Source organism: Pseudomonas sp. GW821-FHT07G06 (genome assembly GCF_058986625.1).
On record NZ_JBYSVW010000013.1, the window covers coordinates 128,596 to 150,647 of the forward strand.

A 22,052-nucleotide genomic window follows, 5' to 3' on the forward strand; every position below is an offset into this window, starting at 1 on the left:
GAAAAAGCGAACTTGCCCGGTGACCTTGCCTCGAAGTTAAAAGGGCGATGTCCTGACTTCGAGGTATTCCAGCCATGCAGCCGAACCAACGTATACGGCACGACCTGACGTTGCTCATGGTGTTCCTGGTGATCGTGGTGGTGTCGGGTTTTTCTCCCCGCAGCCGGGTGGACTGGGCGCTGGAAAACCTGCTGGTGCTGTTGCTGGTGGGGACGCTGGTCGCGGTTTCTCGGCGATTCCGCTTGTCGACGATGTCCGTCACCCTGGTGTTTGCGTTTCTGTGCGTGCATGAACTGGGCGCCCATTACACCTATTCCCTGGTGCCTTACGATCGTTGGTCTTCGGCGTGGTTGGGCTTCAGTTTCGACCAGGCGGCAGGTGCTCACCGTAATCACTACGACCGGCTGGTGCATCTGAGCTACGGGCTGCTGCTGGCTTATCCGGTGCGCGAAGTCCTGCGGCGGCTGACGCCGCTGCGCGGGTTCTGGCTGTTTTTCGTGACCCTGAACATCATGCTGTCGACCTCCGCCGTGTACGAACTGGTGGAGTGGATCGGCGGTGCCTTCCTGGGCAATGACACGGCGAAGGCCTTCGTCGGCGCGCAAAACGATCCGTGGGATTCGCAAAAGGATATGGCCATCGCGGTCGCCGGTGCGTTTGCCAGCCTGTCGCTGGTGTCCCTGCGCGGCATGCTGCAAAAGCAACCGGTGACGACCGCATGTCGAAAAAAACACAATTTGTGGCAATAGGCTTCAATTACTGCGCGGCCCCGTCGATAACCTCTTCAAGAGTGCCATCCGCGCGGGGCAACCCCGCCGCCTAACGTGCCAGAGAGGAACCACAGAGTGTCCATAAAACTGCGTTTAATGTTGCTGATCGGCACGGGACTACTGGCTGCGTTGATCATGAGCCTGGTCAGTTACCTGGGGAACGCTCGGATGGCCGAGGCTGTGGACGACAACAACGTCAGCATGGCCGCGCTGCGCAACCACCTCGAAGCCGACATGATGCACGACGCGTTGCGCGCCGACGTGCTGTCGGCCATGTTGGTGGGCTTGAACAAGAGCACCAGCAGCAAAGCCGAGGTGCGCAGTTCCATCGAGGAGCACACCCAACGCTTTCGCGAAGTGCTCGGGGAAAACCTCAAGCTGCCGGTCAACGACACCATCAAGGCCGGCCTGAACAAGATCAAGCCCAGCCTCGACACCTACATCGGCACTGCCGAGCGTATCGTCGCGCTGGCCCTGGAAACCCCGGAAGCCGCGCAACAGGACCTGGGCACGTTCAACAACGCCTTCAGCCAACTGGAAGACCAGATGGAGGCCCTCAGCGAGTTGATCGAAAGCGACACGCAACAGACCAGCCAAGGCACAGCGCTTGCCATCAGCAACGCCAACCTGACCCTCGGCGGTGTGCTGATCGCCAGCCTGTTGTTGCTGCTGGCCCTGGGGCGTTCGGCGATCCAGAGCATCATGGGCCCGTTGCAAACCGCCAGCCACATTGCCGAGAGCATTGCCCATGGCAACCTCAGCGAGCCGATTGTCGAGCCCACCCACAAGGACGAAGCCAGCGCCTTGATTCGTAGCCTGGCAACCATGCAGCGGGATTTGCGCGGCATGATCGAAGTCGTGCGCAGCAACGCCCACGGCGTCAGCGGCATGAGCGAACTATTGAGCAACGGCTGTCATGAAGTGGCCGGCAGCAGCCAGCAGCAAAGCGCGGCGGCCAGCACCATGGCCGCGGCCGCCAGCGAAATGACCGCGAGCATCGAGGAGATCACCCGGCATGCCGAGCGGGCGCTGAACATGGCCAATCAGGCAGAAGCCCTGGCCAAGGACGGCGGCCGGGTGATCCACCAGGTGGTCAGCGACATGGACGGCATCGCGCGTTCGGCGCAGCAGTCGGCGCAGGTGATCCGCACGCTGGACAAGGAGTCCGAGGGGATTTTCAACATCATCCAGGTGATCAAGGGTATTGCCGACCAGACCAACCTGCTGGCCCTCAACGCCGCCATCGAAGCCGCCCGCGCCGGCGAGCAGGGACGCGGTTTTGCCGTGGTGGCCGATGAGGTCCGCAGCCTGGCGGGGCGCACCAGCGCGTCCACTCAGGAAATCGCCAGCATGGTCGCGCGCATCCAGCAAAGCACCCGCGAGGCGGTGATCAGCATGGAGGAGGGCGTGGCCCAGGTCGACAAAGGCATGGCGGTGACGGCCGATGTCGAGCGTGCCATCCGCGAGATCCTCGATGCCACGCTGCATACCACGCAACTGGTCAATGACATCAGCCGTACCATCGGCGAGCAGAGCCTGGCCAGCAACGAGATCGCCCATCAGGTGGAGATGATTGCCGGCATGTCCGAAGGCAACAGCAAGGTGATCGGGCAGACGGCTTCGACCACGGATGAATTGTCGAGCCTGGCGGGGCAGCTGTCGCAGTCGGTGGATCGGTTCAGGCTTTGAGGTAGAGGTTGCCTGACAGGACGCCATCGCGAGCAAGCTCGCTCCCACAGAGGATCTCCTTATGACGAAGATCCCTTGTGGGAGCGAGCTTGCTCGCGATGGCAATAGTCCAGACAACGCTGGACCAGTGGCCTAAAGATACTTATCCGTCACAGCCCCCTCCGAAGCGCTGGACACCGTCTTCGCATACTTGGCCAACACCCCGCGCGTGTATTTGGATGGTGGCCGCACCCAACGCGTCTTGCGCTCGGCCAGCACGGCATCGGACACATCAACGGTAATCTGCCGGGTTTCAGCATCGATGATGATCCTGTCGCCATTCTTGACCAGCGCAATCGGCCCGCCTTCAAAGGCTTCCGGCGTGATGTGACCGACCACGAAACCGTGGGAACCACCGGAAAAACGTCCGTCGGTGATCAGCGCCACCTCCTTGCCCAAACCCTTGCCCATGACCGCTGAGGTCGGCGAGAGCATTTCGCGCATGCCCGGCCCGCCCTTGGGCCCTTCGTAGCGGATCACGATCACTTCGCCGGGCTGCACTTCGCCATTGAGAATGCCGGCCAGCGCACCTTCCTCGCCGTGATAGACCCGCGCCGTGCCTTCGAAGCGCAGGCCTTCCTTGCCGGTGATCTTGGCCACGGCGCCGGTGGGCGAGAGGTTGCCGCGCAGGATGACCAGGTGGGAGTCCTTCTTGATCGGCTGGTCGAACGGCCGGATCACGTCCTGGCCGGCCGGGTAGTCGGACACGCCGGCGAGGTTTTCCGCCAGGGTCTGGCCGGTGACGGTCAGCACATCGCCGTGCAGCATGCCAGCATCGAGCATGCGCTTCATCAGCGGTTGAATGCCGCCGATGGCCACCAGTTCGCTCATCATGTACTTGCCGCTGGGACGCAGGTCGGCGACCACCGGGGAAATCTTGCCCAGCTCGACGAAGTCGTCCAGCGTCAGTTCGACATCCACCGCGTTGGCCATGGCCAGCAGATGCAGCACGGCGTTGGTTGAGCCGGCGAGGGCGATCACCACGCGTATCGCATTCTCGAAGGCTTTGCGGGTCATGATGTCCCGGGGCTTGAGGTCGAGCTTGAGCAACTCCATCACCTGCTGGCCGGCGCGGAAACTGTCCGAGGCCTTGTCGCCGCCGATGGCGTCCTGGGAGCTGGAGCCGGGCAGGCTCATGCCCAGCGCCTCGATGGCCGAGGCCATGGTATTGGCGGTGTACATGCCGCCACAGGAGCCGGGACCGGGAATCGCCACTTCCTCGATCTGCTTGACCTGGATCTCGCTGATGTCGCCCCGCGCGTGCTGGCCCACGGCCTCGAACACGGAAATGATGTCGGTATGCCCGGCGCCCGGCTGGATGGTGCCGCCATAGACAAAGATCGACGGGCGATTGAGCCGCGCCATGCCGATCAGGCAGCCCGGCATGTTCTTGTCGCAGCCGCCGATGGTCACCAGGCCGTCGAAACCCTCGCAACCGGTGACCACTTCGATGGAGTCGGCGATCACTTCGCGCGAAACCAGCGAATACTTCATGCCTTCGGTGCCGTTGGCGATGCCGTCGGAGATGGTGATGGTGTTGAAGATCACGCCCTTGGCGCCGGCGGCATTCGCGCCTTTTTCGGCTTCGCGCGCCAGCTTGTCGATGTGCATGTTGCAGGGCGTGACCATGGCCCAGGTGGACGCGATGCCGATCTGCGGCTTGTCGAAGTCTGCATCGGTAAAACCCACGGCCCGCAGCATGGCCCGGGCGGGTGCGGCTTCGACGCCGTCGATCACTTGGGATGAATATTTGCGCAGATCGTCTTTATCGCTCATGACAACACCTCAAGCCTCGGCGGAAAAAGCCCAGTGAGTATAGTTCTCCTCCTGAAAGGCAAAAGATCGCAGCCTTCGGCAGCTCCTACAGGGTTTTTTGCACTGGCGGCGTATCCGGTCAATGTAGGAGCTGCCGAAGGCTGCGATCTTTTGATGCCGGACCACGCAGTCGCGAACAGACGCGCGGGTTAGCCATGTCGTGATATTCTTCGCCCCAACTTGGTTTGACCTATTCTGTTTACCTGTCCTCGCGACGGGCGAACGAATCACTGTCGCTCAAGTAGCTGAAGCCAAAAAAGATAAGAAGTCAGTTCAGAAGGGACATATAACTGGGGTCGATGCAGTCAGTCGGCCTTGTGTGCCCACCCTGCAATCCTTGAGTGCCGCACCCGTGACTGCCATGAAACACGGGGCTGTGCGCATGAGGATGGAAGGGCGGATGGCGTTTTATCATAGGTGCTACAGATGTTTAAGAAAGTGAACACAGCCCTGCTGGGGCTGGCCTTGTCGTTGGGGATGACGACAGCCCAGGCCGAAGAAGCCAAGAAAGTCGACGTACTGCTGATTGGCGGCGGCATCATGAGCGCGACCCTGGGTGTCTGGCTCAACGAGCTGGAACCTGGCACTTCGATGGAAATGATCGAGCGCCTCGACGGCGTCGCCCTGGAAAGCTCCAACGGCTGGAACAACGCCGGTACCGGTCACTCCGCCCTGGCCGAGCTGAACTACACCCCGGAAGACGAGAACGGCAAGGTCTCGATCCCGAAGGCCGTTGAAATCAACGAAGCCTTCCAGATTTCCCGTCAGTTCTGGGCCTGGCAGGTTCAGCAAGGCGTGCTGAAGAACCCGCGTTCGTTCATCAATTCCACGCCGCACATGAGCTTCGTGTGGGGTGATGACAACATCAAGTTCCTGAAAAAACGCTACGACGCCCTGCAGGCGAGCCCGCTGTTCGCCGGCATGCAGTACTCCGAAGACCCGGCTGTGATCAAACAGTGGGTACCGCTGATGATGGAAGGGCGTGACCCGAACCAGAAAGTCGCGGCCACCTGGAGCCCGATCGGCACCGATGTGAACTTCGGTGAAATCACGCGTCAGTTCGTTGCACACCTGCAAACCACGCCGAAGTTCGACTTGAAGCTGTCCAGCGAAGTGCAGGACATCACCAAGAACGCCGACGGCAGCTGGCGCGTCAGCTACAAAAACCTGAAAGACGGCAGCAAGACCGAAACCGACGCCAAGTTCGTGTTCATCGGCGCCGGCGGCGGTGCCCTGCACCTGCTGCAGAAGTCCGGCATTCCTGAAGCCCAGGAATACGCAGGCTTCCCGGTCGGCGGCTCGTTCCTGGTGACCGAGAACCCGACCATCGCCGAACAACACCTGGCCAAGGCCTACGGCAAGGCTTCGGTGGGCGCACCGCCGATGTCGGTTCCGCACCTGGACACCCGCGTGCTGGACGGCAAGCGCGTGATCCTGTTTGGCCCGTTCGCGACCTTCAGCACCAAGTTCCTCAAGGAAGGTTCCTACCTGGACCTGCTGACCACCACGACCACCCACAACGTGTGGCCAATGACCAAGGTCGGCATCAAGGAATACCCGCTGGTCGAGTACCTCGCCGGCCAGCTGATGCTGTCTGACGAAGACCGCCTCAACGCCCTGAAGGAATACTTCCCGAACGCCAAGGCTGAAGACTGGCGCCTGTGGCAAGCCGGCCAGCGCGTGCAGATCATCAAGCGTGACGAAGCCGCCGGTGGCGTGCTGAAACTGGGCACCGAAATCGTCGCTTCGCAAGACGGCAGCATCGCCGGCCTGCTGGGCGCCTCCCCAGGCGCATCGACCGCCGCACCGATCATGCTGACCGTGCTGCAGAAAGTGTTCAAGGACAAGGTCGCGAGCCCTGAGTGGCAGGCAAAACTGCACCAGATCGTACCGAGCTACGGCACCCAGCTGAACAACAACCCCGAGAAGGTTGCTGAAGAGTGGGCCTACACCGCCAAGGTGCTGGAACTGACTCCGCCACCGGTGATCGCACCGGCCGTGAAGCCAGTGACTGTCGACACGGATGCGAAGGCACCGAAGCCTAGTGCTGCGAGTGATATGGCTCTGTAACTAGACGCCGGATCAAAAAAAGCCCACTGAACCGGCGACGGTCAGTGGGCTTTTTTGTGGGCGATGATCAGGACATGCCGAAAAGCTGTTCACTTAAGCGTGTCTTCAGTCAGAGAGAAACCCGTGGCGAGGGAGCTTGCTCCCGCTTGAGTGCGTAGCACTCACAAAAAAAGCGGCATTGTTGTCTCATTTTTTGGGGCCGCTGCGCAGCCCAGCGGGAGCAAGCTCCCTCGCCACAAAAAGCAGGTGTGTCTGAGGCATCTGCTTAAGTGAACAGCACTCTCTATTTGCCGCACATATCGGCACTCCCTGTCATCAATTGCCAAGTATCTGACGCTCAATGTGAAGCAGACAGGTTGGCTGTGTTGATACTGGTTTGTTTACCGACCTGGGTAACGCGAAACCGTAAGTCTGATACCTCTTTGCCCTGGCGGGAATTTGTAGGGGCGAGCTCGCTCCCACAGTAGTCAGTTGCATCTCGATAAAACAATCATAGAGAGCGCAGAATGAAGTTCAGTTTTATAGACAGCCGCCAGCCGAGCCGTCGGCGGGTTTTACGCGATGCTTTCACGTTGGCGTTGGCGTCTTCGCCGTTGGCAAGTCTCGCCAGTGCCGCCGAGGAAAACACTGAAGAAGTGACCTTTGCCGCGGGCCCGCGACCGCTGGTGCAATACCCGCAAAAACGCCCATTGACCCTGGTGACCACTCGCCCGCCGCACCTGGAGACGCCGTTCTCTGTCTTCAACGAAGGGGTCATCACGCCCAATGACGCGTTTTTCGTGCGTTACCACCTGGCCGATTTCCCGACCAGCATCGATCCGGACAGCTACCGCCTGACGATCAAGGGCTTGGTCGACACGCCGCTGTCGCTTTCCCTTGCCGAACTCAAGGCGCTTGCCGAGCCGGTGGAGGTGGTGGCCGTCAATCAGTGCTCGGGCAACAGCCGTGGCTTTTCGATGCCGCGGGTGTTCGGGGCTCAGTTGGGCAATGGCTCGATGGGCAATGCGCGGTGGCTGGGGGTGCCGCTCAAGGCGGTACTGGAAAAGGCGGGGGTGAAGGCCGGTGCCATGCAAGTGACCTTCCGTGGGCTCGATAAGCCGGTGCTGCCGAGCACGCCGGAGTTCATCAAGGCGCTGGACATCAGCCATGCCATGGACGGCGAGCCGATGATCGCCTGGTCGATGAATGGCTCCGACCTGCCATTTCTCAACGGTTACCCGATTCGTCTGGTGGTGCCCGGTTACTTCGGTACGTACTGGGTCAAGCACCTGAGTGAGATCGAAGTCGTCGACCATACCTACGACGGTTTCTTCATGGCCAAGGGGTACCGGGTTCCGGATAACGATTGCCTGTGCATTGCCCCCGGCACCACGGCGGCGAACACCCAACCGATTTCCAGATTGCCGGTGCGCAGTTTCATCACCAGCGTCAAACACGGCGATGTATTGCCGCTGAACAAAAACCTGGTGCTCAAGGGCATCGCGTTCGATGGCGGCGCCGGGGTCAACAAGGTTGAGGTGTCGATCGACGGCGGAGCTACATGGCGCGAATCCACCCTCGGGCAGGACCTGGGCCGTTTCTCCTTTCGTGAGTGGACGCTGCCGGTCACCTTTACCCGCAAGGGCGCCACTCAGTTGATGGTGCGAGCCAGCAACAGGGCCGGCGAGACGCAGCCACTGCAAGCGGACTGGAACCCCGGTGGCTACCGCCGCCACGTCGTCGAAACCCGCCACGTGACCGTCGCCTGAGGAGGGCTGCATGAAATTTTTGACCTCCATGCTGTGCGCCGCTCAGGTTTGCCTGATGACCCTGGCTGACGCCGCGCCACTCTCGATCACCTTGCCGCCCGAAACGGCAGCGTTCAAGCCCAGTTCGCTGCCTGGTTACCTATTGGCGCAGCAGAAGTGCTCCACCTGCCATTCGGCCGACTACATCAATTTCCAGCCGCCCGGCATGAGCCTGGCACAGTGGACCGCCGAAGCGGGCAAGATGCAGCACGTATACGGTGCTCCGATCAGCGACCAGGACGTGAGTGTGATAGGCGCCTACCTGGCGGCGACCTACGGCAGTGCCAAGGCCAGCGACGCCGATGTCCAGGCGGCCTCGAACCCGCCGGTGGAGCAGCCGCCGACGGTGTCGGTGGCAAAAGTGGCTTCGGCCTTGCTCAAGGACAACGCCTGCCTGTCCTGTCATGCAATCGACCATAAGGTCGTTGGCCCGGCCTATCACGATGTTGCGGCCAAATATGCCAATGACCCCCAGGCGCTGGCCCGGGTAATGTCCAGCATTCAGCATGGCGGCAGCGGAAAGTGGGGGGATGTTCCCATGCCGCCCTTCGCACAATTGGGTCCGGACGACCTGAAAAGCCTGGCGACGTTCATCATGAGCCAGTGAGTCCGCCGTACAGGTAGCTGGCAATGGTCGCCAGTTTGGTGGAGCACGCGTTCCCCTGTAGGAGCTGCCGAAGGCTGCGATCTTTTGATCTTGATCTTCAGCAGTCTCCAGATCGCCAAAGCAAGATCAAAAGATCGCAGCCTTCGGCAGCTCCTACAGATATTTCGTTATCTGTGTTCCCCCGGGATTCCGCCCACTGAACCGGCGACGCTCAGTGGGCTTTTCTGTGAGTGCGATTTGTTCAATCCATCGAGGGGTTGGCGGCACTGAAGCGCTTGAGAATGTCCTGGTACATTTTGGTCCGCCGGTGATCCCGGCCATATCCGCCCGCGGCGGCGACGGTGCCGGCCTGGACGTGGTCCAGGTACTTGAAGATTTTGCCGGGCGACAGAAACACCACCTTGTAGCCGAGACCGATCGCGCGGTCCTGCAGCTCATAACCGGGCACCCGGTCATCGATCTGGAAATGCAGACCCTGCTGCTTCATCAGCCTGCAATTCCATAGCGTGCAAAAGCTTTTCAGGTAGGTTTCGGTGTAGGGCTTAGGTTCTCTTGAACGCAGGCCCAGGGACAGTTTCAGGCGCCGCAAATGGTGCTTTGCGAAGCGTGAGGTGAAGCGCCAGACAGTCCTTGGCAACCCGCGATTGAGTTGCTCGGTGCAGCCGACCGCGATGACGTTTCGATCCCTGGTGCAGTGCTCCATCATCAGCGCAAAGATGTTGGGATCGAAGACGAAGGTGTCGGTGTGCATCAGGAACAGATGGTCGGTATTGACCTTGGCCAGCGCCATGTCCAGGGCCTTGCCATGGGCGATATGGCCGGGCTCTTTGGTGGGAGCATCGCGCTCGATCAGGTTGATCCAGTCCAGTGAGCGCAGATACTCGACGCTGGCGTCCGCCGAATCGTTGTCCACCACCCAGACTGGAATGCCGGCTTTGCGTGCAGGCTCACGCAAAAGGTCCAGGCAGATCCTGGTCAGATCGAGGGTTTTGTAATTCACCAGCACGATGCTGAACGGCGGTTTGGCGCTTGTATCGACACGGCCCATCTTCGAAATGCTCGACTACCTGAAAGCCTCGAAGACTAAAGCAGCAACCTTAGCCCAAGCTTAATTTCACCTTGGCTATCGACCCCCGCCGCCTTGGAACGTACCTGTGCGCACCTCGCCGCTGCGGCTGTAGCGGGCGATCAGCACACCCCCGGGTGAGCTGATCGAGTTCAGCAAGGTGAAGGCCGCCGGCTGTGCGTTGTCGTCGAACAGGCGCTTGCCGCGTCCCAGCAGGATGGGGTGAATCATCAGCCGCAACTCGTCCACCAGGCCGGCGGCGAGCAGTTGGCGCACCAGGTCGCCGCTGCCTTGGGTCAGTAGCCCAGGACCGTCCTGGCGCTTGAGCGCGCTGATCGCGTCGACCAGGTTGCCCTGCAGCGCATGACTGTTGTGCCATTCCAGCGAATCGCCGCGATGGGTGGCCACGTGCTTGGGGACGCCGTTGAACAGATCGGCAATGGTGTGGTGGGGTGAGTCGGCCGAAGCGTGCGGCCAATAGGCGGCGAAGATGTCGTAGGTACGACGCCCCAGCAGCAACTCGAACGGCTGCGAGAACAGGTCCTGTACGGCCTGGCCGGTTGTCTGGTCGGCGTAGGGCACGATCCAGCCACCGAAGCGGAATCCGCCACTGGTGTCCTCTTCGGGCCCGCCGGGCGCTTGCATGACACCGTCCAGACTGACGAACGCGGCAACGGTCAGTGTGCGCATGTTTTTCTCCTGATTCGTCCTGGTGAAGGAGGTTAGACGGGGGAGTCTGCGATCAGTCGAGACGCTCCCTGCCGGACAGTCGAACCTCTATTTGAGTATGCCTGCGCCGTAACCAGCGGCGATGACAATGAGTGCGAGAAAACAGATCAATTGTAGGCAAAAGAAGGTAAACCGAACCGCCACGAACCCATCGGTCTGCACATGGGATACGTGAACCAGAGACTGACACACACGAGCGATCAGGACGATGATGGACAAGTAGCTCACCGCAGGTCCGTCGACCCCCAGGGCGGAAATCACGAACACGATGACGCCAAAGACCGGCAGGTTTTCCACACAGTTGGCGTGTGCTCTTGTCCCGCGCCGGTACCAATCCTCGCCTTCGAGCTGATCGCTTCGGAAAGAAGCGATCGGAACATTCGAGAACAGGATTCTGACCCAGCGATAGACCCCGACGGTTGCCATCAACAACAGCAAGGTCCAGGTCGCAAAGCCAAGCAGCATCCACATTGGAGTCGTCATGGCTGCCATCCTCAATCAATCATTTTCAGCCCGTCATCCCAGTGTCGCGCGACCGACGCGCGGTCGGTCGCCCCCTTGTCGATCACTGGCCCATGATGGGTGCCAGTGCAGTCTGGACCCTGGACATCTGTGCTGGCGTTGTCATGCGCGCAAGCAGCCGGCCAAAGTGTGGGTGCTGCATGCCCGAGACAATGTATTGCCAGCGGTAGGCGCTCAGCACGCAGGCCTTGATTTGCGCGGTCTCATCGACACTGAACGATCGTGAAGCATTTCCCATGAAGTAGTCGGCATCGGCTGCCGATTGTGCCCGCAGGATCGCATCGACGGCCGCCACCAGGGCAATCAGATCGTTCACGGCCTGGTCGCGCTCGGCCGGGGAGAGTTTCGCGTTTTCCGCCTCCCACTCCAGTTCATCGAGTACGACGTGGCGGCTTTCATCCTTCCAGTGAAACTTGAAGACGTCCTTGAACAGTGGGCACAACTCCTCGCGTGGGGCGATGCTCTGCACGTAGTGCGTCTGAACGAACAACTCGATATGACAGGTCAGCGCCAGTACCGCCCAGGTGCTGGCCGCCAGCACCGCGCGCGCCACATCGTTCGGATCGGCAACCTGACGATATCCCGCCGGCAATCGAGTGCCCATCATCGTCTCGATGCGCCGGAACAGCTCCTGATGCTTGATCTCGTCGTTGGAAAAGCGCACCAGCGCTTCGAGTGCGAGCTGATCGTCAAATACATGGGCCCGACCCTGATCGAGCATCTTGGCACTGATAAAGCGCTCGACCAGGCCAAAAATGTACGCATAGGTTCGGCCTTGAATCTGGCTGAGCAGGCGCGCCTCGTCTGCGCCGAGGAAGGTCAGGCGGTCGATATGCGATAGGCCGTCGGGCAAGAATTTGCGCGAGAAGTCGAAGCTGCGCTCCTGCAGCAAGTCGCGATCGATCTGCCATTCCGCTTTCTTCGAGGATCTGACAAGTTGCGCATAACGGACGGCGTTGCCCGAGTCCGGGCGGGGCAGGGTGGCGGCGGTGTTCATACTGATCTCCGGCTGGCGTGGTCGAGTTGGAATGGGCCAATTACGGTTAGCGCGGGAGTCAATGACAATCGGTGAAGCGTCTGGGGATGGTCTCGATCACTGAGTCCGCGTTGGTGCTAATCTAGGCCTCGCCGTTCAGGCGGCGAATGACCAGTGCGCCTGATTACATGCTCGGGACTCCGGAAAGGAGGGCTGGCAATTGCTGGATGCGCTATCTGATGTATTGCGGGTGATCCGGCTGTCTGGAGGGGTCTTCCTCGAGGCGGAGTTCACTGCGCCCTGGTGTCTGAGCGGAAGAATCTCCGCCGACGATTGCAAACCGTTCCTGGCCGCCCCTCGACATATCATTGCCTCGCATTTTGTCGCGGCGGGGCACATGCAATTGCGCATCGACGATGGCCCCACTCTCGACGTGCGGGCAGGCGAACTCATTCTGCTTCCTCGCAATGACGTTCATACCTTTGGCAGTGATCTAGGCGTTGCGCCCATGTCGGCGCGCGAAGTCATTCAGCCGCCGGAAGTCGGCGGCATATCACGCATCAAGTGCGGCGGGGGCGGCGAGGCCACACAGCTACTGTGCGGATTCCTCGGCTCTGAAACACCGTTCAGCCCGTTGCTTTCGTCGCTGCCATCCTTGTTGAAGCTGGATGTCCGCGCGACGGCTTCGGGCGCCTGGATTGAAAGCTCGTTCCGTTTCGCTGTCAGCGAGATCGCGGCAGGGCGCGTCGGCTCGACAACGGTCATCGCCAAGCTCTCCGAACTGCTGTTCGTCGAAGCCGTCAGCCAGTATGTCGCGAACCTCGCCCCTGAACGGCGCGGGTGGCTGGCGGGTTTGCGAGATCCGCATATCGGGCGCGCACTGGCGCTGCTCCATGCCCGTCCAACCGAGGGCTGGACGGCAGAAGCCCTGGCGCTTGAAGTGGGCATGTCGCGCTCGGTATTCGCGGAGCGATTCACGGCATTGGTTGGACAGCCACCGATGCAATACCTGACGCTCTGGCGTATGCACGTGGCGGCTCAACAGCTGCGCGAAGGTCGCGGTAACGTGGCGCAAATCGGCTTTGCAGTGGGCTACGAATCCGAAGCGGCGTTCAGTCGCGCATTCAAGCGCCAGTTCGGCACATCACCCGGTACCTGGCGCAGACAATCGGCATGAGAAGGTCCGGTGCCTGTGGGCAGTCTGATCGAGCCAGGCGGAGAATGTCTCCTCGTAGCGTGAAGCGGCCATTCCCTGTGTGGACGTAGGGTCCAGCAGGGTGATTGAACCCATCAGAAATTGGAGCGATCCTCCGTCTGAATCAGCGGACGCTCACTTGATTTCAACCCCATCCTGCAATGTTGCTTTCACGTCACTACTCATTTGTGGTTACCCCTGGGGGGTAATTACGTATCGCTCTACCGCGCAGCATACTCTGGCCAACCCTGGCGGATTGGGCCCTTACTTAACTGTGCAAGGAACAGAGATGAAGATTGAGTTGGTGCAACTGGCTGGCCGTGACGGCGATGTCGTTCACAACCTCGGGCGAACCTTGGAGGCTATCGCTACCTGCGCGGTTGACACGGATCTGTTGATCTTCCCGGAAACCCACCTGACGGGATTTGTCGATGCCGAGCAATTGGCGAGTGTGGCCGAACCCTTGGATGGCCCCACCTTACAGGCCGTCCAGCAGCTAGTGCGCAAGCGTAATGTCTCGGTTGTCGTCGGCATTGCGGAGAATGATGGCGGTATCTTTTACAACACCTCGGTACTGGTGACCCCAGAAGGTATCGCCTTGCACTACCGCAAGACCCACTTGTGGCCATCGGAGCGTGGTCTGTTCCAGCCGGGTGACCGCTATGTCACGGCACTGTGGAAGGGCGTACGTGTAGGCATCCTGATTTGCTACGACATCGAACTCCCGGAAAGTGCCCGCGCCCTCGGGCAGCTCGGCGCCGAGCTGATACTGGTCACTAACGGCAACATGGATCCCTACGGCCCGGTCCATCGCACGGCAATCATGGCTCGCGCCCAGGAAAACCAGGCGTTTGCTGTCATGGTGAATCGGGTGGGAGAAGGGGACGACGGCCTGGTGTTCGCGGGGGGCAGCGCGGTGGTCAACCCGTTCGGGCAAATAATGTTTGAGGCCGGTCGCGAGGAGTGTCAACAGGTGGTCACGCTTGACCTTGGCCAGCTCAAGGAGTCCCGTCGGGATTACGACTATCTCAACGACCGTCGCCTGCATCTGACAGGGGTACAACTCGAGCATACGGACGGTCGTCGCGAGCTGCTGATTTCTTGAGTCGCTCGAATTCTTTTCCCCAGTAATACGTTATTGATCTTGCCGATGTCGGCCCTGCCATATAAATCTAACAATCAGCAGGCGCAGCGCTGGTATTTTAAACAGCGCTACCGCTCCGGAGTCTCCAGATGAACCCGAAAGTCGGTTTACAGCTAGTCCTTGCCTCACTGTTGAGTACAAGCATTCTCTGCACTGAGGCTGCTGAGCCCCAGATGAATATCTACAGCTGGTACGACTTTATCGCACCGGATGCGACGAAAGATTTTCACAAAGAAACCGGCATCAAAGCGACGTATGACTCGTTCGATAACGCCGATGTCATGCAAAGTAAAGTCATGGCCGGTCGTAGCGGCTATGACGTGGTGATTGCTACCGATGGGCTGTTACCAAACCTGATAAAGGCCGGTGTCCTCAAGGAAATAGACCGCGCGCAATTGTCCAATTATCACCATCTCAACCCGGATATCCTTGCCAAGTTACAAGCTAACGATCCCGGTAATCGATACGCAATTCCGTATATGTGGGCGACCACCGGGATTGGTTATGATGCGGACAAGGTCAAGTCGATCCTTGGTCCGGATGCTCCGGTCAATTCATGGGACCTGATTTTAAAGGAGGAGAACCTCGCCAAGTTAAGCCAATGCGGCGTGGCCATGCTGGACGCACCGGGCGAGATTTTTCCGATAGTAATGCATTACCTTGGGCTGCCCTATAACAGTCAGAATCCTGAGGACTTCCGCAAAGCTGAGGCGCTGTTGCTGAAGCTGCGCCCTTACATCCGTTACTTCGACTCATCCAAATTCAGCGCTGACTTGGCCAATGGCGACATCTGTGTTGTGCTCGGCTGGGCTGGCGGAGTTTTCGGGGCACAAGAGAGTTCCAGACTTGCTGGTAACGGACGCAATATCATCTATAGCATTCCTCGCGAAGGTGCACCGGTTTGGGTGGAAAACCTTGTGCTGCTTAACGACTCCCCGAATCCAGCGGAAGGAATGGCCTTCATCAATTACATGCTACGCCCTGAGGTCATCGCCAAGTCCTCCAACTACTTGGCATATCCGAATGCCAACAAGGACGCCACCGCGCTGGTCGATGAGAATATTCGCAATAATCCTGATGTTTATCCGTCGAAGCAGGTTTTGGATACTCTGTTCCCGCTGGAGCCGATCTCGCTGAAAATGGAACGCGTACGCACCCGTCTCTGGAGCAAGATCAGGACTGGCAGTTGATCGTATCTGCGCAAGGACGATCAGGGGCTATTGTTCGCACCGCCCCGGAAATCCATTGAGATTGCTTTTGGCCGTTTGTGGCCCTGCTTGCGCCCCGGATTGCTCCGGGGCTTCGCACTAGCGACGATAGTAACGGCGATCGTCCTCGTAACGGTGCCGCATGGCTCTTTCCTGATGGCGCTCCCAATCACGATGGCGCTCAGCTTCTCGGCGGGCTTGCTCTCTACGCCACTGGTCTCTACGCCACTGATCCCTGCGCCAGTCGTCTCGGCGCCAATCGTCTCTACGATCGTGCCAACGGCCGTCATGCCAGTATCGATCGTCATGGGCAAGCAACGGCCCTGGCTGCTTGCCGGCCATGCTGGCCAAGGTCGGCCAAGGGTTGTCGGCGGCCTGGACGGGAGTCTGGATGGCTGGGGCTTGAGTTGCAAAAACAGGGGTTGAGTCCTTCATCTGTGTGGCGGATGCCGAGCCCACTGCCGCGAACGCGAACAGGCCGAAGAGCACTCTCCGTGGGACATGGAATTTCATGAGCGAAGACAACCTCTGATGGACAATCGGACGTGTGGCCATCTGGCGGCGGGTAGCCTGCGGGGGGCGTGCTTACCGAGCGGATGTGCCTATCCACATAGACCGGTAAATAGGGAAAAGTTCTAGAGGGCCGGTGCTTAAATAGCCAACGGTCTCGGTCGTGGGGTGGTAAAAAAAAGGTTCATCACATAATCCCGGGAAACTGTAGGAGCTGCCGAAGGCTGCGATCTTTTGATCTTGACCTTCAGCAATCTCCAGATCGCAAAAGCAAGATCAAAAGATCGCAGCCTTCGGCAGCTCCTACAGATATTTCGTAATCTGTGTTCCCCCGGGATTCCGTGAAGTACCAAAAAAAGTACCGGTTGCGACGGCCCTTGCAGCAGGAACTTCAGGGTATTGGCCGGGTCTATAGCGGCCCTGTATCGGCAGTGCCGTCCGAGTTCAGTCGAGTCCGCCCCCTGATGCCAAACAAGAGTTCTCTGCCGGTCCTCATCCTGGTGTTCTGCGCTGTCGCGTCGTTTTGTTCTGTCGCTGCCGAGCGAAGAGCGCCCGCGCAGAGCAACAGCGCATCAACCACCCTGATCGAAACAGCCTCGCGGCAGTATGAAAACGGCCAACTGGACCAGGCCGCCGCCACGCTTGAGCGTGCCCTGCATATCCAGCCGAACAATCCCGCGACGCTGCATTACCTCGGTGTTTTGCGACTTCAGCAGGGGCAGTACCAGCAGGCTGAAACCTTGGCGGCGCGCTCGAATATGCGGGTGGGTAACAACGTCCAGTTGCGCAACCGCAACTTCCAATTGATCCAGGCGGCGCAGCAAGCCCAATCTTCGGGTAATCCACCCAATGCCAAGGAGGACGTGGTTGCCGTACAGAAGGCGCTGGAAGAGGAAACCCAAAGGCGCCGCGAAGCGGAAGTGGCGGTTGTCGGGCAATCCACTGCGGACACCGGGCGTGAGGCTGGCAACTTCATTACTGCAGAGGCAAATCGGGTTTCGGATGTACCGACGGCGGGCAGAGTAGGGGCCGAGGGGCAATTGCAAATGGCTAATATCGGGCCAGAGCGGGCGTACGCCGAGGTCGAGATTCCCCGCGGCCATATGCCGCCTCCGGGCAAATGCCGAATCTGGTTTCCTGATCGTCCGCCGGGGCATCAGCCTAAACCCGGCAAATGCAAGAAGCTGCGATATCGGGTTCCCTCAGGGGCCTACCTGGTGCGCGGGTGAGTTTGCGGGTGTCCGCTTTTGGCCGACTGCTGCCTGTTACGAAGGGCTTCTTTCGAGCCATTGTGTCTGCCAGCGATTCCAGTGGCCTGGAACGGACGAAACCACAACTTCAAGCATGGATGCCTGGCTGGACTCCTGTGTCGAGGGAGGTGTCATGCTATCCACGCTTGAGTTGGTGCTACACCCACTATGAAACCGTAGGCTCCTCACCCCGTATCGTGCCCGCCGTGCTGGCGACCACAAGCGCCACGGCACAAGCCAGCAATGCGAATGCCGTGAAAACCCCCATCACATGCAAGCATGGCATGACATGATTCCAGGCTCGAGCCACCCCCAGGAAAGCGGCGAACAGCCAGCCACTCATGGAGAACGCCCCCAAGAGTGCAAGGCGACCGCGGTCGGAACCCGGTAACAAGACGAAGGGGGCTTTTTGCAACAGCGGGAAGCCGACGCGATGCAACAGACCGCCGTTCAGGGTCAGCAGCGCGACAACCGCCACCTTGGCCCAGAGTTTCTGGTTGAGCAAGTACGCAGTGCCCTCGAGGAGATACCCCTGAAGTATCAACAGCAGACCGCTGCCCCAAAGGGCCAGTAACGCGAGGGTGGCGATTTTCCTGGTTTCTTCCAGATACTCAAGCTTCGCCTGATCCAGCGCTTCCTTGCGCCAATTCCAAAGCTTGTGATCGGCTAGCAATACCCTGCCGAGGGCAATACAGCTGGCGAGCAGATGAACGTACACGAGGAGCATTTTAAGCATTATTTTTTTTGACCTTATTGTATGGACAATGCTCTCCCTGCGTCCTGATTTTGAATATTAATGATACGTATTCCTGCTTGTAACAACAAGTTTCAAAACCCTCCAGGCAGCATTTTTGGCGCTTGCCAGTACATGCCGATTGGATCCAGTCGGATATGTGCAGGTACAGGTGTTCGGTTCTAACCGGGAAAGGCCGCTCCTGGCCGTTATTTGTCTGTCACGACCGCAGCCGAGTGCTGCCGGATGCGAAGAGCCGCCCGAACTTGTATCAATCAGAGATTGGTCATCAGCGATGTGACCGCGAGAGGTCGACGGGCTCACGGGTATTGCCCCACAAACCCTCAAGTTTGAAAGGGCTCCTGGATTTCTGTGCCCACCTCTCAACTCAAAATCATCGATCTTTTGAAATCACACTACTCATGTATTGATTTATATCGCGCAGATCCTTAACCCTCCAGGCGTACGGCGATAGCTTTACACCATTCTCTTGCAAAGTTCTCGGAATCAAGTCTCCATTTGGACGAAGTATTATCGATGACACAATAACGCCCGGATAATCATTTAACCGTTTTTTGAACGCGGAGGTTGTAAGGTCAGGCGTAGGAGGATTGCTTTTATTAGCCAATGGTCCTGTTCCTTTGAGATCTGTTCCGTGGCACATGATACATCTCTGTGAGTAGAGACTTTTTCCGTTAGCATTATCCGCGAAGGACAGTGATGTTTGAATGAGCGATAAAATTCCTAGCGTAGCGATGAATAATGTTTTCATTGTTTTCATCTTCCTTGATGGGATCAGCGTCGATTGGGCGCGATCAGGTGCGCGGGAAAGATATCAGTCATCGTGTCGGCATACATACAGTCTTTTCTGATGCTCGTTGAATCTCCTGCGTGATCTTATTGAGTAAACTCATTCACTACGAAGAATGCAGCTGGGGCGGCCGATCAGCACGACTCCACCAAAGCGGAACGATCCATCATGCGAACACTGGCAAAGGTCGACTCGTTTCGCGCCTGGTCGAGCGCTGTCAACGGTTTGGTCGATGACTGTTGCGTAGTCGCAAGCGTTGCCAATTTGCGACTCGCTTCAGAGCCGGAACGCTCCTCACTGGGTGGAACACCAAAGTACTCGCGATAGCATTTGGAAAAATGCGGTGTGGACACGAAACCGCATACATACGCCAACTCAATGATCGACAATGATGTTTGCTTGAGCAGTTGTCGCGCTCGAACAAGACGTAACCTCATGTAGTAGCGTGACGGCGTACAGTGAAGGTATTTCTGAAATAGCCGCTCCAACTGTCGACGTGACAGGTCAACGTATTCTGCAAGGTTATCCAGGTCGATCGGTTCCTCGAGATTGGCTTCCATCAACGCGACGATGTCCTGCAGCTTGGGCTGATGAGTTCCCAGTACATGCCTGAGGGGAACGCGCTGATGGTCCTGTTCGTTGCGTATGCGCTCGTAGACAAACATCTCGGAGATGGCTGCGGATAATTCACGACCATGATCGCGACCGATCAGGTGCAGCATCATGTCCATGGGGGCCGTTCCGCCGGAGCTTGTAAAGCGGTTTCGGTCGAGGGTGAACAGGCTCGCGCTGATGCTGACTCGCGGGAAAGCTTCCTGCATGGCGGCCAGAAATTCCCAATGCACGCTGCACTCGTAGCCGTCGAGCAGCCCGGCTTTTGCGAGCGCCCAGCTACCGGTGCACACACCTCCCAAGCGTCTGGATTGACGCGCCAAGGCTTGCAGCCAGGTAGTGTGCTCGCGGGTAATCACGCTCTGGATTCCAATACCGCCGCACACGATTACAGTGTCCGCCACCAACGGATTGTTCCACGAAGCATCCGGAGTGATCGACACGCCGTCACTGGCCCAGACAGGCTTTCCACCGGGGCTGAACGTATGCCAGCGATACAGCTCTCGCCCCGACAACTGATTGGCCATGCGCAGTGGCTCTACTGCGGACGCCAGGGAAATAAGTGTGAATTTGTCCAGCAGCAGAAAACCGACGGATTGAGTCGTACCGTCGGACACGGTGGAGTTCGATGACATCGTGGTCATGTCCTCACAAAAAGCGATGACGGCCTGAGACACAGGTGCGGGTAATACCCCCCTGTCCTGGCGAAGGGGGTATCAGGTTCGGCGCAACTACCTCGCTGGTTTTATCCCGCCGATGTCACCCTCGCAGCCTGCGCAGGGTGACGCGATGTCACCAGGCCGATAAAGGAAATCGCCAGCGCCAGGCCAATGGTCGTGCTCACTTCGGTACGGTGATCAGGGGAGGCCATCATCACGGCCAGCGCCGCGCAGATGAACAGGATCACCAACCAGGTGAGCCAGGGAAACAGCCACATGCGAAAGGTCAGCTCGACGTTCTGCCGACGCAACATCCGGCGCATGCGCAGCTGCGACACCGCAATGGCCAGGTACACCACCAAGGCAATCGCGCCGGAACTGGCCAGCAGGAATTCGAACAACCCGGCGGGCATGAAGTAGCTCCACACGGTGATCGCCGCGCCCAGCACAGTGCTGGCGATGACGGCTGCCCGCGGCACGCCTTCGGAGGAGGTCGCCTTGAGTGCCTTCGGCGCATCACCGCGACGACCCAGCGAGTACAGCATGCGCGAGGCAATGTAGATCGAGGAGTTCATGCAACTGGCCACGGCGATCAGCACCACCACGTCCACCATGAACTTGGCGTGGGGAATGTTCATGATTTCCAGCGCCCGCTGGTAGGAACCTACCGAAGCCAGCAGTGGGTCATTCCAGGGCACCACGGAGATGACCACGAAAATCGACAGCAGGTAAAACACCCCGATGCGCCAGATCACCGAGCGGGTGGCCTTGGCAATGTTCTGCGAGGGATTGTCGGATTCGGCGGCGGCGATGGTGACCGCTTCGGTACCGATGAAACTGAACATGATGGTGATGAAGGCGCCGACTACCGCCGACAGCCCGTTTGGAGCAAACCCGCCGTGTTCGGCCATGAGGCCGCTCAATCCGCTGACTTCCCGATCGGGAACCCAGCCCATCAACACGGCAAAACCCACGCCGATGAAACCGATGATCGCCACCACCTTGGCCATGGCGAACCAGAACTCGAATTCGCCGTACTTGGACACGCTGAACAGGTTGGTCACCACCAGTGCAATGATCGACCCCAGGGCGAACAGCCAGGCATCGATCTGGGGAAACCACTGGTTCAATACATGCCCGGCGGCCAGCGCTTCGATAGGGATCACCAGCACCCAGAACCACCAGTAGAGCCAACCGACGGTAAAGCCGGCCCAACGGCCGATGGCCTGGTCGGCATAGGTGGAGAAAGAGCCGGTGTCCGGGTTGGCCACCGCCATTTCACCGAGCATGCGCATGACCAGAACCACGAGCAGGCCAGAGAATAGATAGGCCAGCAGGACCGCCGGGCCGGCCGCCGCAATGGCGTGCCCTGAGCCAACGAACAAACCGGCGCCGATAATACCGGCGATTGACAGCATTGTTACGTGACGAGGCTTGAAGCCCTGCGCCAATTGGCCACTCGAATCCTTGGAGCTCGGGCTAATCATTGGTTTTTTATTCTCTGCCGATCGACATTTAAGCGGATGGATAGGGGCAACAGATCATCATTGCTGCCTGCCGGGCTTCCTGAAAGAAGCACCCTTCAAACGCTGCAGTTCTTATCAAGCCCATCATCGTGACGTGGTCGTTTCGATGAAAAGGTGCGCCACCTTACCCGGCTTGTCCGATGATTCAGTTACCTGATCACGTCACATCCGTGTCTGATATCGACACAGGAAGACATTGTGTTCGCGATGAAAACCGACTGGTCACTAAGCGGCCAAAGGTAATCATCTCGGTTTATTGAGAGGGCTTTTAATAGGTTGTTCACGTAATTCCGGGGAGCACCGATAACGGCAGGAGCCGGCTTGCTGGCGATGG

At 59.0% G+C, this 22,052-nt stretch carries 19 protein-coding genes and 1 pseudogene; 10 read left to right on the plus strand and 10 right to left on the minus strand.

All coding sequences use genetic code 11. From position 1 onward, the window contains the following. Nucleotides 1-74 precede the first annotated feature (74 nt). From AC3WJW_RS21700 to AC3WJW_RS21710, 3 genes and pseudogenes are all read left to right on the plus strand, one after another. Nucleotides 75-749 (plus strand): DUF2238 domain-containing protein, encoded by a 675-nt coding sequence (locus AC3WJW_RS21700; protein ID WP_493727323.1) that lies wholly within the window; start codon nt 75-77, stop codon nt 747-749. 96 nt (nt 750-845) lie between these two features. After that, nucleotides 846-1,601 (plus strand): annotated as a pseudogene (locus AC3WJW_RS21705) (MCP four helix bundle domain-containing protein); the annotation flags it as partial. Nucleotides 1,602-1,733: 132 nt separating this feature from the next. Then, complete coding sequence (locus AC3WJW_RS21710) at nt 1,734-2,459, plus strand: methyl-accepting chemotaxis protein (RefSeq protein WP_407802995.1); 726 nt, start codon at nt 1,734-1,736, stop codon at nt 2,457-2,459. Between the two features lie 132 nt (nt 2,460-2,591). Here the strand turns inward: AC3WJW_RS21710 and ilvD are convergent, their stop codons facing one another. Next, nucleotides 2,592-4,274 (minus strand): dihydroxy-acid dehydratase, encoded by a 1,683-nt coding sequence (gene ilvD, locus AC3WJW_RS21715; RefSeq protein ID WP_493727324.1) that lies wholly within the window; start codon nt 4,272-4,274, stop codon nt 2,592-2,594. Nucleotides 4,275-4,739: 465 nt separating this feature from the next. Between ilvD and mqo the strand changes: the two genes are divergently transcribed. From mqo to sorB, 3 genes are all read left to right on the plus strand, one after another. Then, nucleotides 4,740-6,383 (plus strand): malate dehydrogenase (quinone), encoded by a 1,644-nt coding sequence (gene mqo, locus AC3WJW_RS21720; protein ID WP_493727325.1) that lies wholly within the window; start codon nt 4,740-4,742, stop codon nt 6,381-6,383. Between the two features lie 506 nt (nt 6,384-6,889). Then, a complete protein-coding gene (gene sorA / locus AC3WJW_RS21725; protein WP_493727326.1) occupies nt 6,890-8,131 on the plus strand; it encodes a SorA family sulfite dehydrogenase catalytic subunit in 1,242 nt (413 codons plus the stop codon). A 10-nt stretch (nt 8,132-8,141) separates the two neighbouring features. Continuing rightward, nucleotides 8,142-8,777 (plus strand): SorB family sulfite dehydrogenase c-type cytochrome subunit, encoded by a 636-nt coding sequence (gene sorB, locus AC3WJW_RS21730; protein ID WP_493727327.1) that lies wholly within the window; start codon nt 8,142-8,144, stop codon nt 8,775-8,777. A 241-nt stretch (nt 8,778-9,018) separates the two neighbouring features. On the opposite strand, the gene AC3WJW_RS21735 is transcribed toward sorB, so the two are convergent. The 4 genes from AC3WJW_RS21735 to AC3WJW_RS21750 form a co-directional block, all read right to left on the minus strand. Next, nucleotides 9,019-9,825 (minus strand): glycosyltransferase family 2 protein, encoded by an 807-nt coding sequence (locus AC3WJW_RS21735; protein WP_493727328.1) that lies wholly within the window; start codon nt 9,823-9,825, stop codon nt 9,019-9,021. A 75-nt stretch (nt 9,826-9,900) separates the two neighbouring features. Next, nucleotides 9,901-10,533 carry a dihydrofolate reductase family protein gene (locus AC3WJW_RS21740; RefSeq protein WP_493727329.1) on the minus strand — a complete coding sequence of 211 codons (633 nt, stop codon included), beginning with the start codon at nt 10,531-10,533 and terminating at the stop codon, nt 9,901-9,903. Between the two features lie 87 nt (nt 10,534-10,620). Further along, nucleotides 10,621-11,055, minus strand: a complete 435-nt coding sequence (locus AC3WJW_RS21745) for an MAPEG family protein (protein ID WP_493727330.1) — start codon at nt 11,053-11,055, stop codon at nt 10,621-10,623. 82 nt (nt 11,056-11,137) lie between these two features. Beyond that, a complete protein-coding gene (locus tag AC3WJW_RS21750) occupies nt 11,138-12,091 on the minus strand; it encodes a diiron oxygenase (protein WP_493727331.1) in 954 nt (317 codons plus the stop codon). A 199-nt stretch (nt 12,092-12,290) separates the two neighbouring features. Between AC3WJW_RS21750 and AC3WJW_RS21755 the strand changes: the two genes are divergently transcribed. From AC3WJW_RS21755 to AC3WJW_RS21765, 3 genes are all read left to right on the plus strand, one after another. Next, entirely contained in the window at nt 12,291-13,247 is a 957-nt protein-coding gene (locus AC3WJW_RS21755) for an AraC family transcriptional regulator (protein WP_493727332.1), read from the plus strand. A 307-nt stretch (nt 13,248-13,554) separates the two neighbouring features. Next, a complete protein-coding gene (locus tag AC3WJW_RS21760; protein ID WP_493727333.1) occupies nt 13,555-14,370 on the plus strand; it encodes a carbon-nitrogen hydrolase family protein in 816 nt (271 codons plus the stop codon). Between the two features lie 128 nt (nt 14,371-14,498). Beyond that, nucleotides 14,499-15,599 (plus strand): polyamine ABC transporter substrate-binding protein, encoded by a 1,101-nt coding sequence (locus AC3WJW_RS21765; protein WP_493727334.1) that lies wholly within the window; start codon nt 14,499-14,501, stop codon nt 15,597-15,599. A 117-nt stretch (nt 15,600-15,716) separates the two neighbouring features. On the opposite strand, the gene AC3WJW_RS21770 is transcribed toward AC3WJW_RS21765, so the two are convergent. Then, on the minus strand, nt 15,717-16,130 hold the full coding sequence (locus tag AC3WJW_RS21770; protein ID WP_493727335.1) for a hypothetical protein: 414 nt from the start codon (nt 16,128-16,130) through the stop codon (nt 15,717-15,719). A 461-nt stretch (nt 16,131-16,591) separates the two neighbouring features. On the opposite strand from AC3WJW_RS21770, the gene AC3WJW_RS21775 reads away from it, so the two are divergent. Beyond that, a complete protein-coding gene (locus AC3WJW_RS21775) occupies nt 16,592-17,356 on the plus strand; it encodes a tetratricopeptide repeat protein (protein WP_493727404.1) in 765 nt (254 codons plus the stop codon). Nucleotides 17,357-17,543: 187 nt separating this feature from the next. On the opposite strand, the gene AC3WJW_RS21780 is transcribed toward AC3WJW_RS21775, so the two are convergent. From AC3WJW_RS21780 to gabP, 4 genes are all read right to left on the minus strand, one after another. Next, nucleotides 17,544-18,113, minus strand: coding sequence for a hypothetical protein (locus AC3WJW_RS21780; RefSeq protein ID WP_493727336.1), 570 nt, complete (start codon nt 18,111-18,113; stop codon nt 17,544-17,546). Nucleotides 18,114-18,504: 391 nt separating this feature from the next. Further along, nucleotides 18,505-18,882 carry a c-type cytochrome gene (locus tag AC3WJW_RS21785; protein WP_493727337.1) on the minus strand — a complete coding sequence of 126 codons (378 nt, stop codon included), beginning with the start codon at nt 18,880-18,882 and terminating at the stop codon, nt 18,505-18,507. A 173-nt stretch (nt 18,883-19,055) separates the two neighbouring features. Continuing rightward, nucleotides 19,056-20,168, minus strand: coding sequence for a choline metabolism transcriptional regulator GbdR (gene gbdR, locus AC3WJW_RS21790; RefSeq protein WP_493727338.1), 1,113 nt, complete (start codon nt 20,166-20,168; stop codon nt 19,056-19,058). 110 nt (nt 20,169-20,278) lie between these two features. After that, nucleotides 20,279-21,679 (minus strand): GABA permease, encoded by a 1,401-nt coding sequence (gene gabP / locus AC3WJW_RS21795; RefSeq protein ID WP_493727339.1) that lies wholly within the window; start codon nt 21,677-21,679, stop codon nt 20,279-20,281. Between the last annotated feature and the right edge of the window lie 373 nt (nt 21,680-22,052).

Bases quoted from the DNA above. Each gene is read 5' to 3' on its own strand.
- AC3WJW_RS21760 (WP_493727333.1), top strand. From the start codon at position 13,555: ATGAAGATTGAGTTGGTGCAACTGGCTGGCCGTGACGGCGATGTCGTT.
- gabP (WP_493727339.1), bottom strand. From the start codon at position 21,679: ATGATTAGCCCGAGCTCCAAGGATTCGAGTGGCCAATTGGCGCAGGGC.
- AC3WJW_RS21740 (WP_493727329.1), bottom strand. From the start codon at position 10,533: ATGCGCACACTGACCGTTGCCGCGTTCGTCAGTCTGGACGGTGTCATG.
- ilvD (WP_493727324.1), bottom strand. From the start codon at position 4,274: ATGAGCGATAAAGACGATCTGCGCAAATATTCATCCCAAGTGATCGAC.
- AC3WJW_RS21750 (WP_493727331.1), bottom strand. From the start codon at position 12,091: ATGAACACCGCCGCCACCCTGCCCCGCCCGGACTCGGGCAACGCCGTC.
- AC3WJW_RS21765 (WP_493727334.1), top strand. From the start codon at position 14,499: ATGAACCCGAAAGTCGGTTTACAGCTAGTCCTTGCCTCACTGTTGAGT.
- gbdR (WP_493727338.1), bottom strand. From the start codon at position 20,168: ATGTCATCGAACTCCACCGTGTCCGACGGTACGACTCAATCCGTCGGT.
- AC3WJW_RS21785 (WP_493727337.1), bottom strand. From the start codon at position 18,882: ATGAAAACATTATTCATCGCTACGCTAGGAATTTTATCGCTCATTCAA.
- AC3WJW_RS21735 (WP_493727328.1), bottom strand. From the start codon at position 9,825: ATGGGCCGTGTCGATACAAGCGCCAAACCGCCGTTCAGCATCGTGCTG.
- mqo (WP_493727325.1), top strand. From the start codon at position 4,740: ATGTTTAAGAAAGTGAACACAGCCCTGCTGGGGCTGGCCTTGTCGTTG.
- AC3WJW_RS21700 (WP_493727323.1), top strand. From the start codon at position 75: ATGCAGCCGAACCAACGTATACGGCACGACCTGACGTTGCTCATGGTG.
- AC3WJW_RS21710 (WP_407802995.1), top strand. From the start codon at position 1,734: ATGGCCGCGGCCGCCAGCGAAATGACCGCGAGCATCGAGGAGATCACC.
- AC3WJW_RS21745 (WP_493727330.1), bottom strand. From the start codon at position 11,055: ATGACGACTCCAATGTGGATGCTGCTTGGCTTTGCGACCTGGACCTTG.
- AC3WJW_RS21780 (WP_493727336.1), bottom strand. From the start codon at position 18,113: ATGCTTAAAATGCTCCTCGTGTACGTTCATCTGCTCGCCAGCTGTATT.
- AC3WJW_RS21770 (WP_493727335.1), bottom strand. From the start codon at position 16,130: ATGAAATTCCATGTCCCACGGAGAGTGCTCTTCGGCCTGTTCGCGTTC.
- sorA (WP_493727326.1), top strand. From the start codon at position 6,890: ATGAAGTTCAGTTTTATAGACAGCCGCCAGCCGAGCCGTCGGCGGGTT.
- sorB (WP_493727327.1), top strand. From the start codon at position 8,142: ATGAAATTTTTGACCTCCATGCTGTGCGCCGCTCAGGTTTGCCTGATG.
- AC3WJW_RS21775 (WP_493727404.1), top strand. From the start codon at position 16,592: ATGCCAAACAAGAGTTCTCTGCCGGTCCTCATCCTGGTGTTCTGCGCT.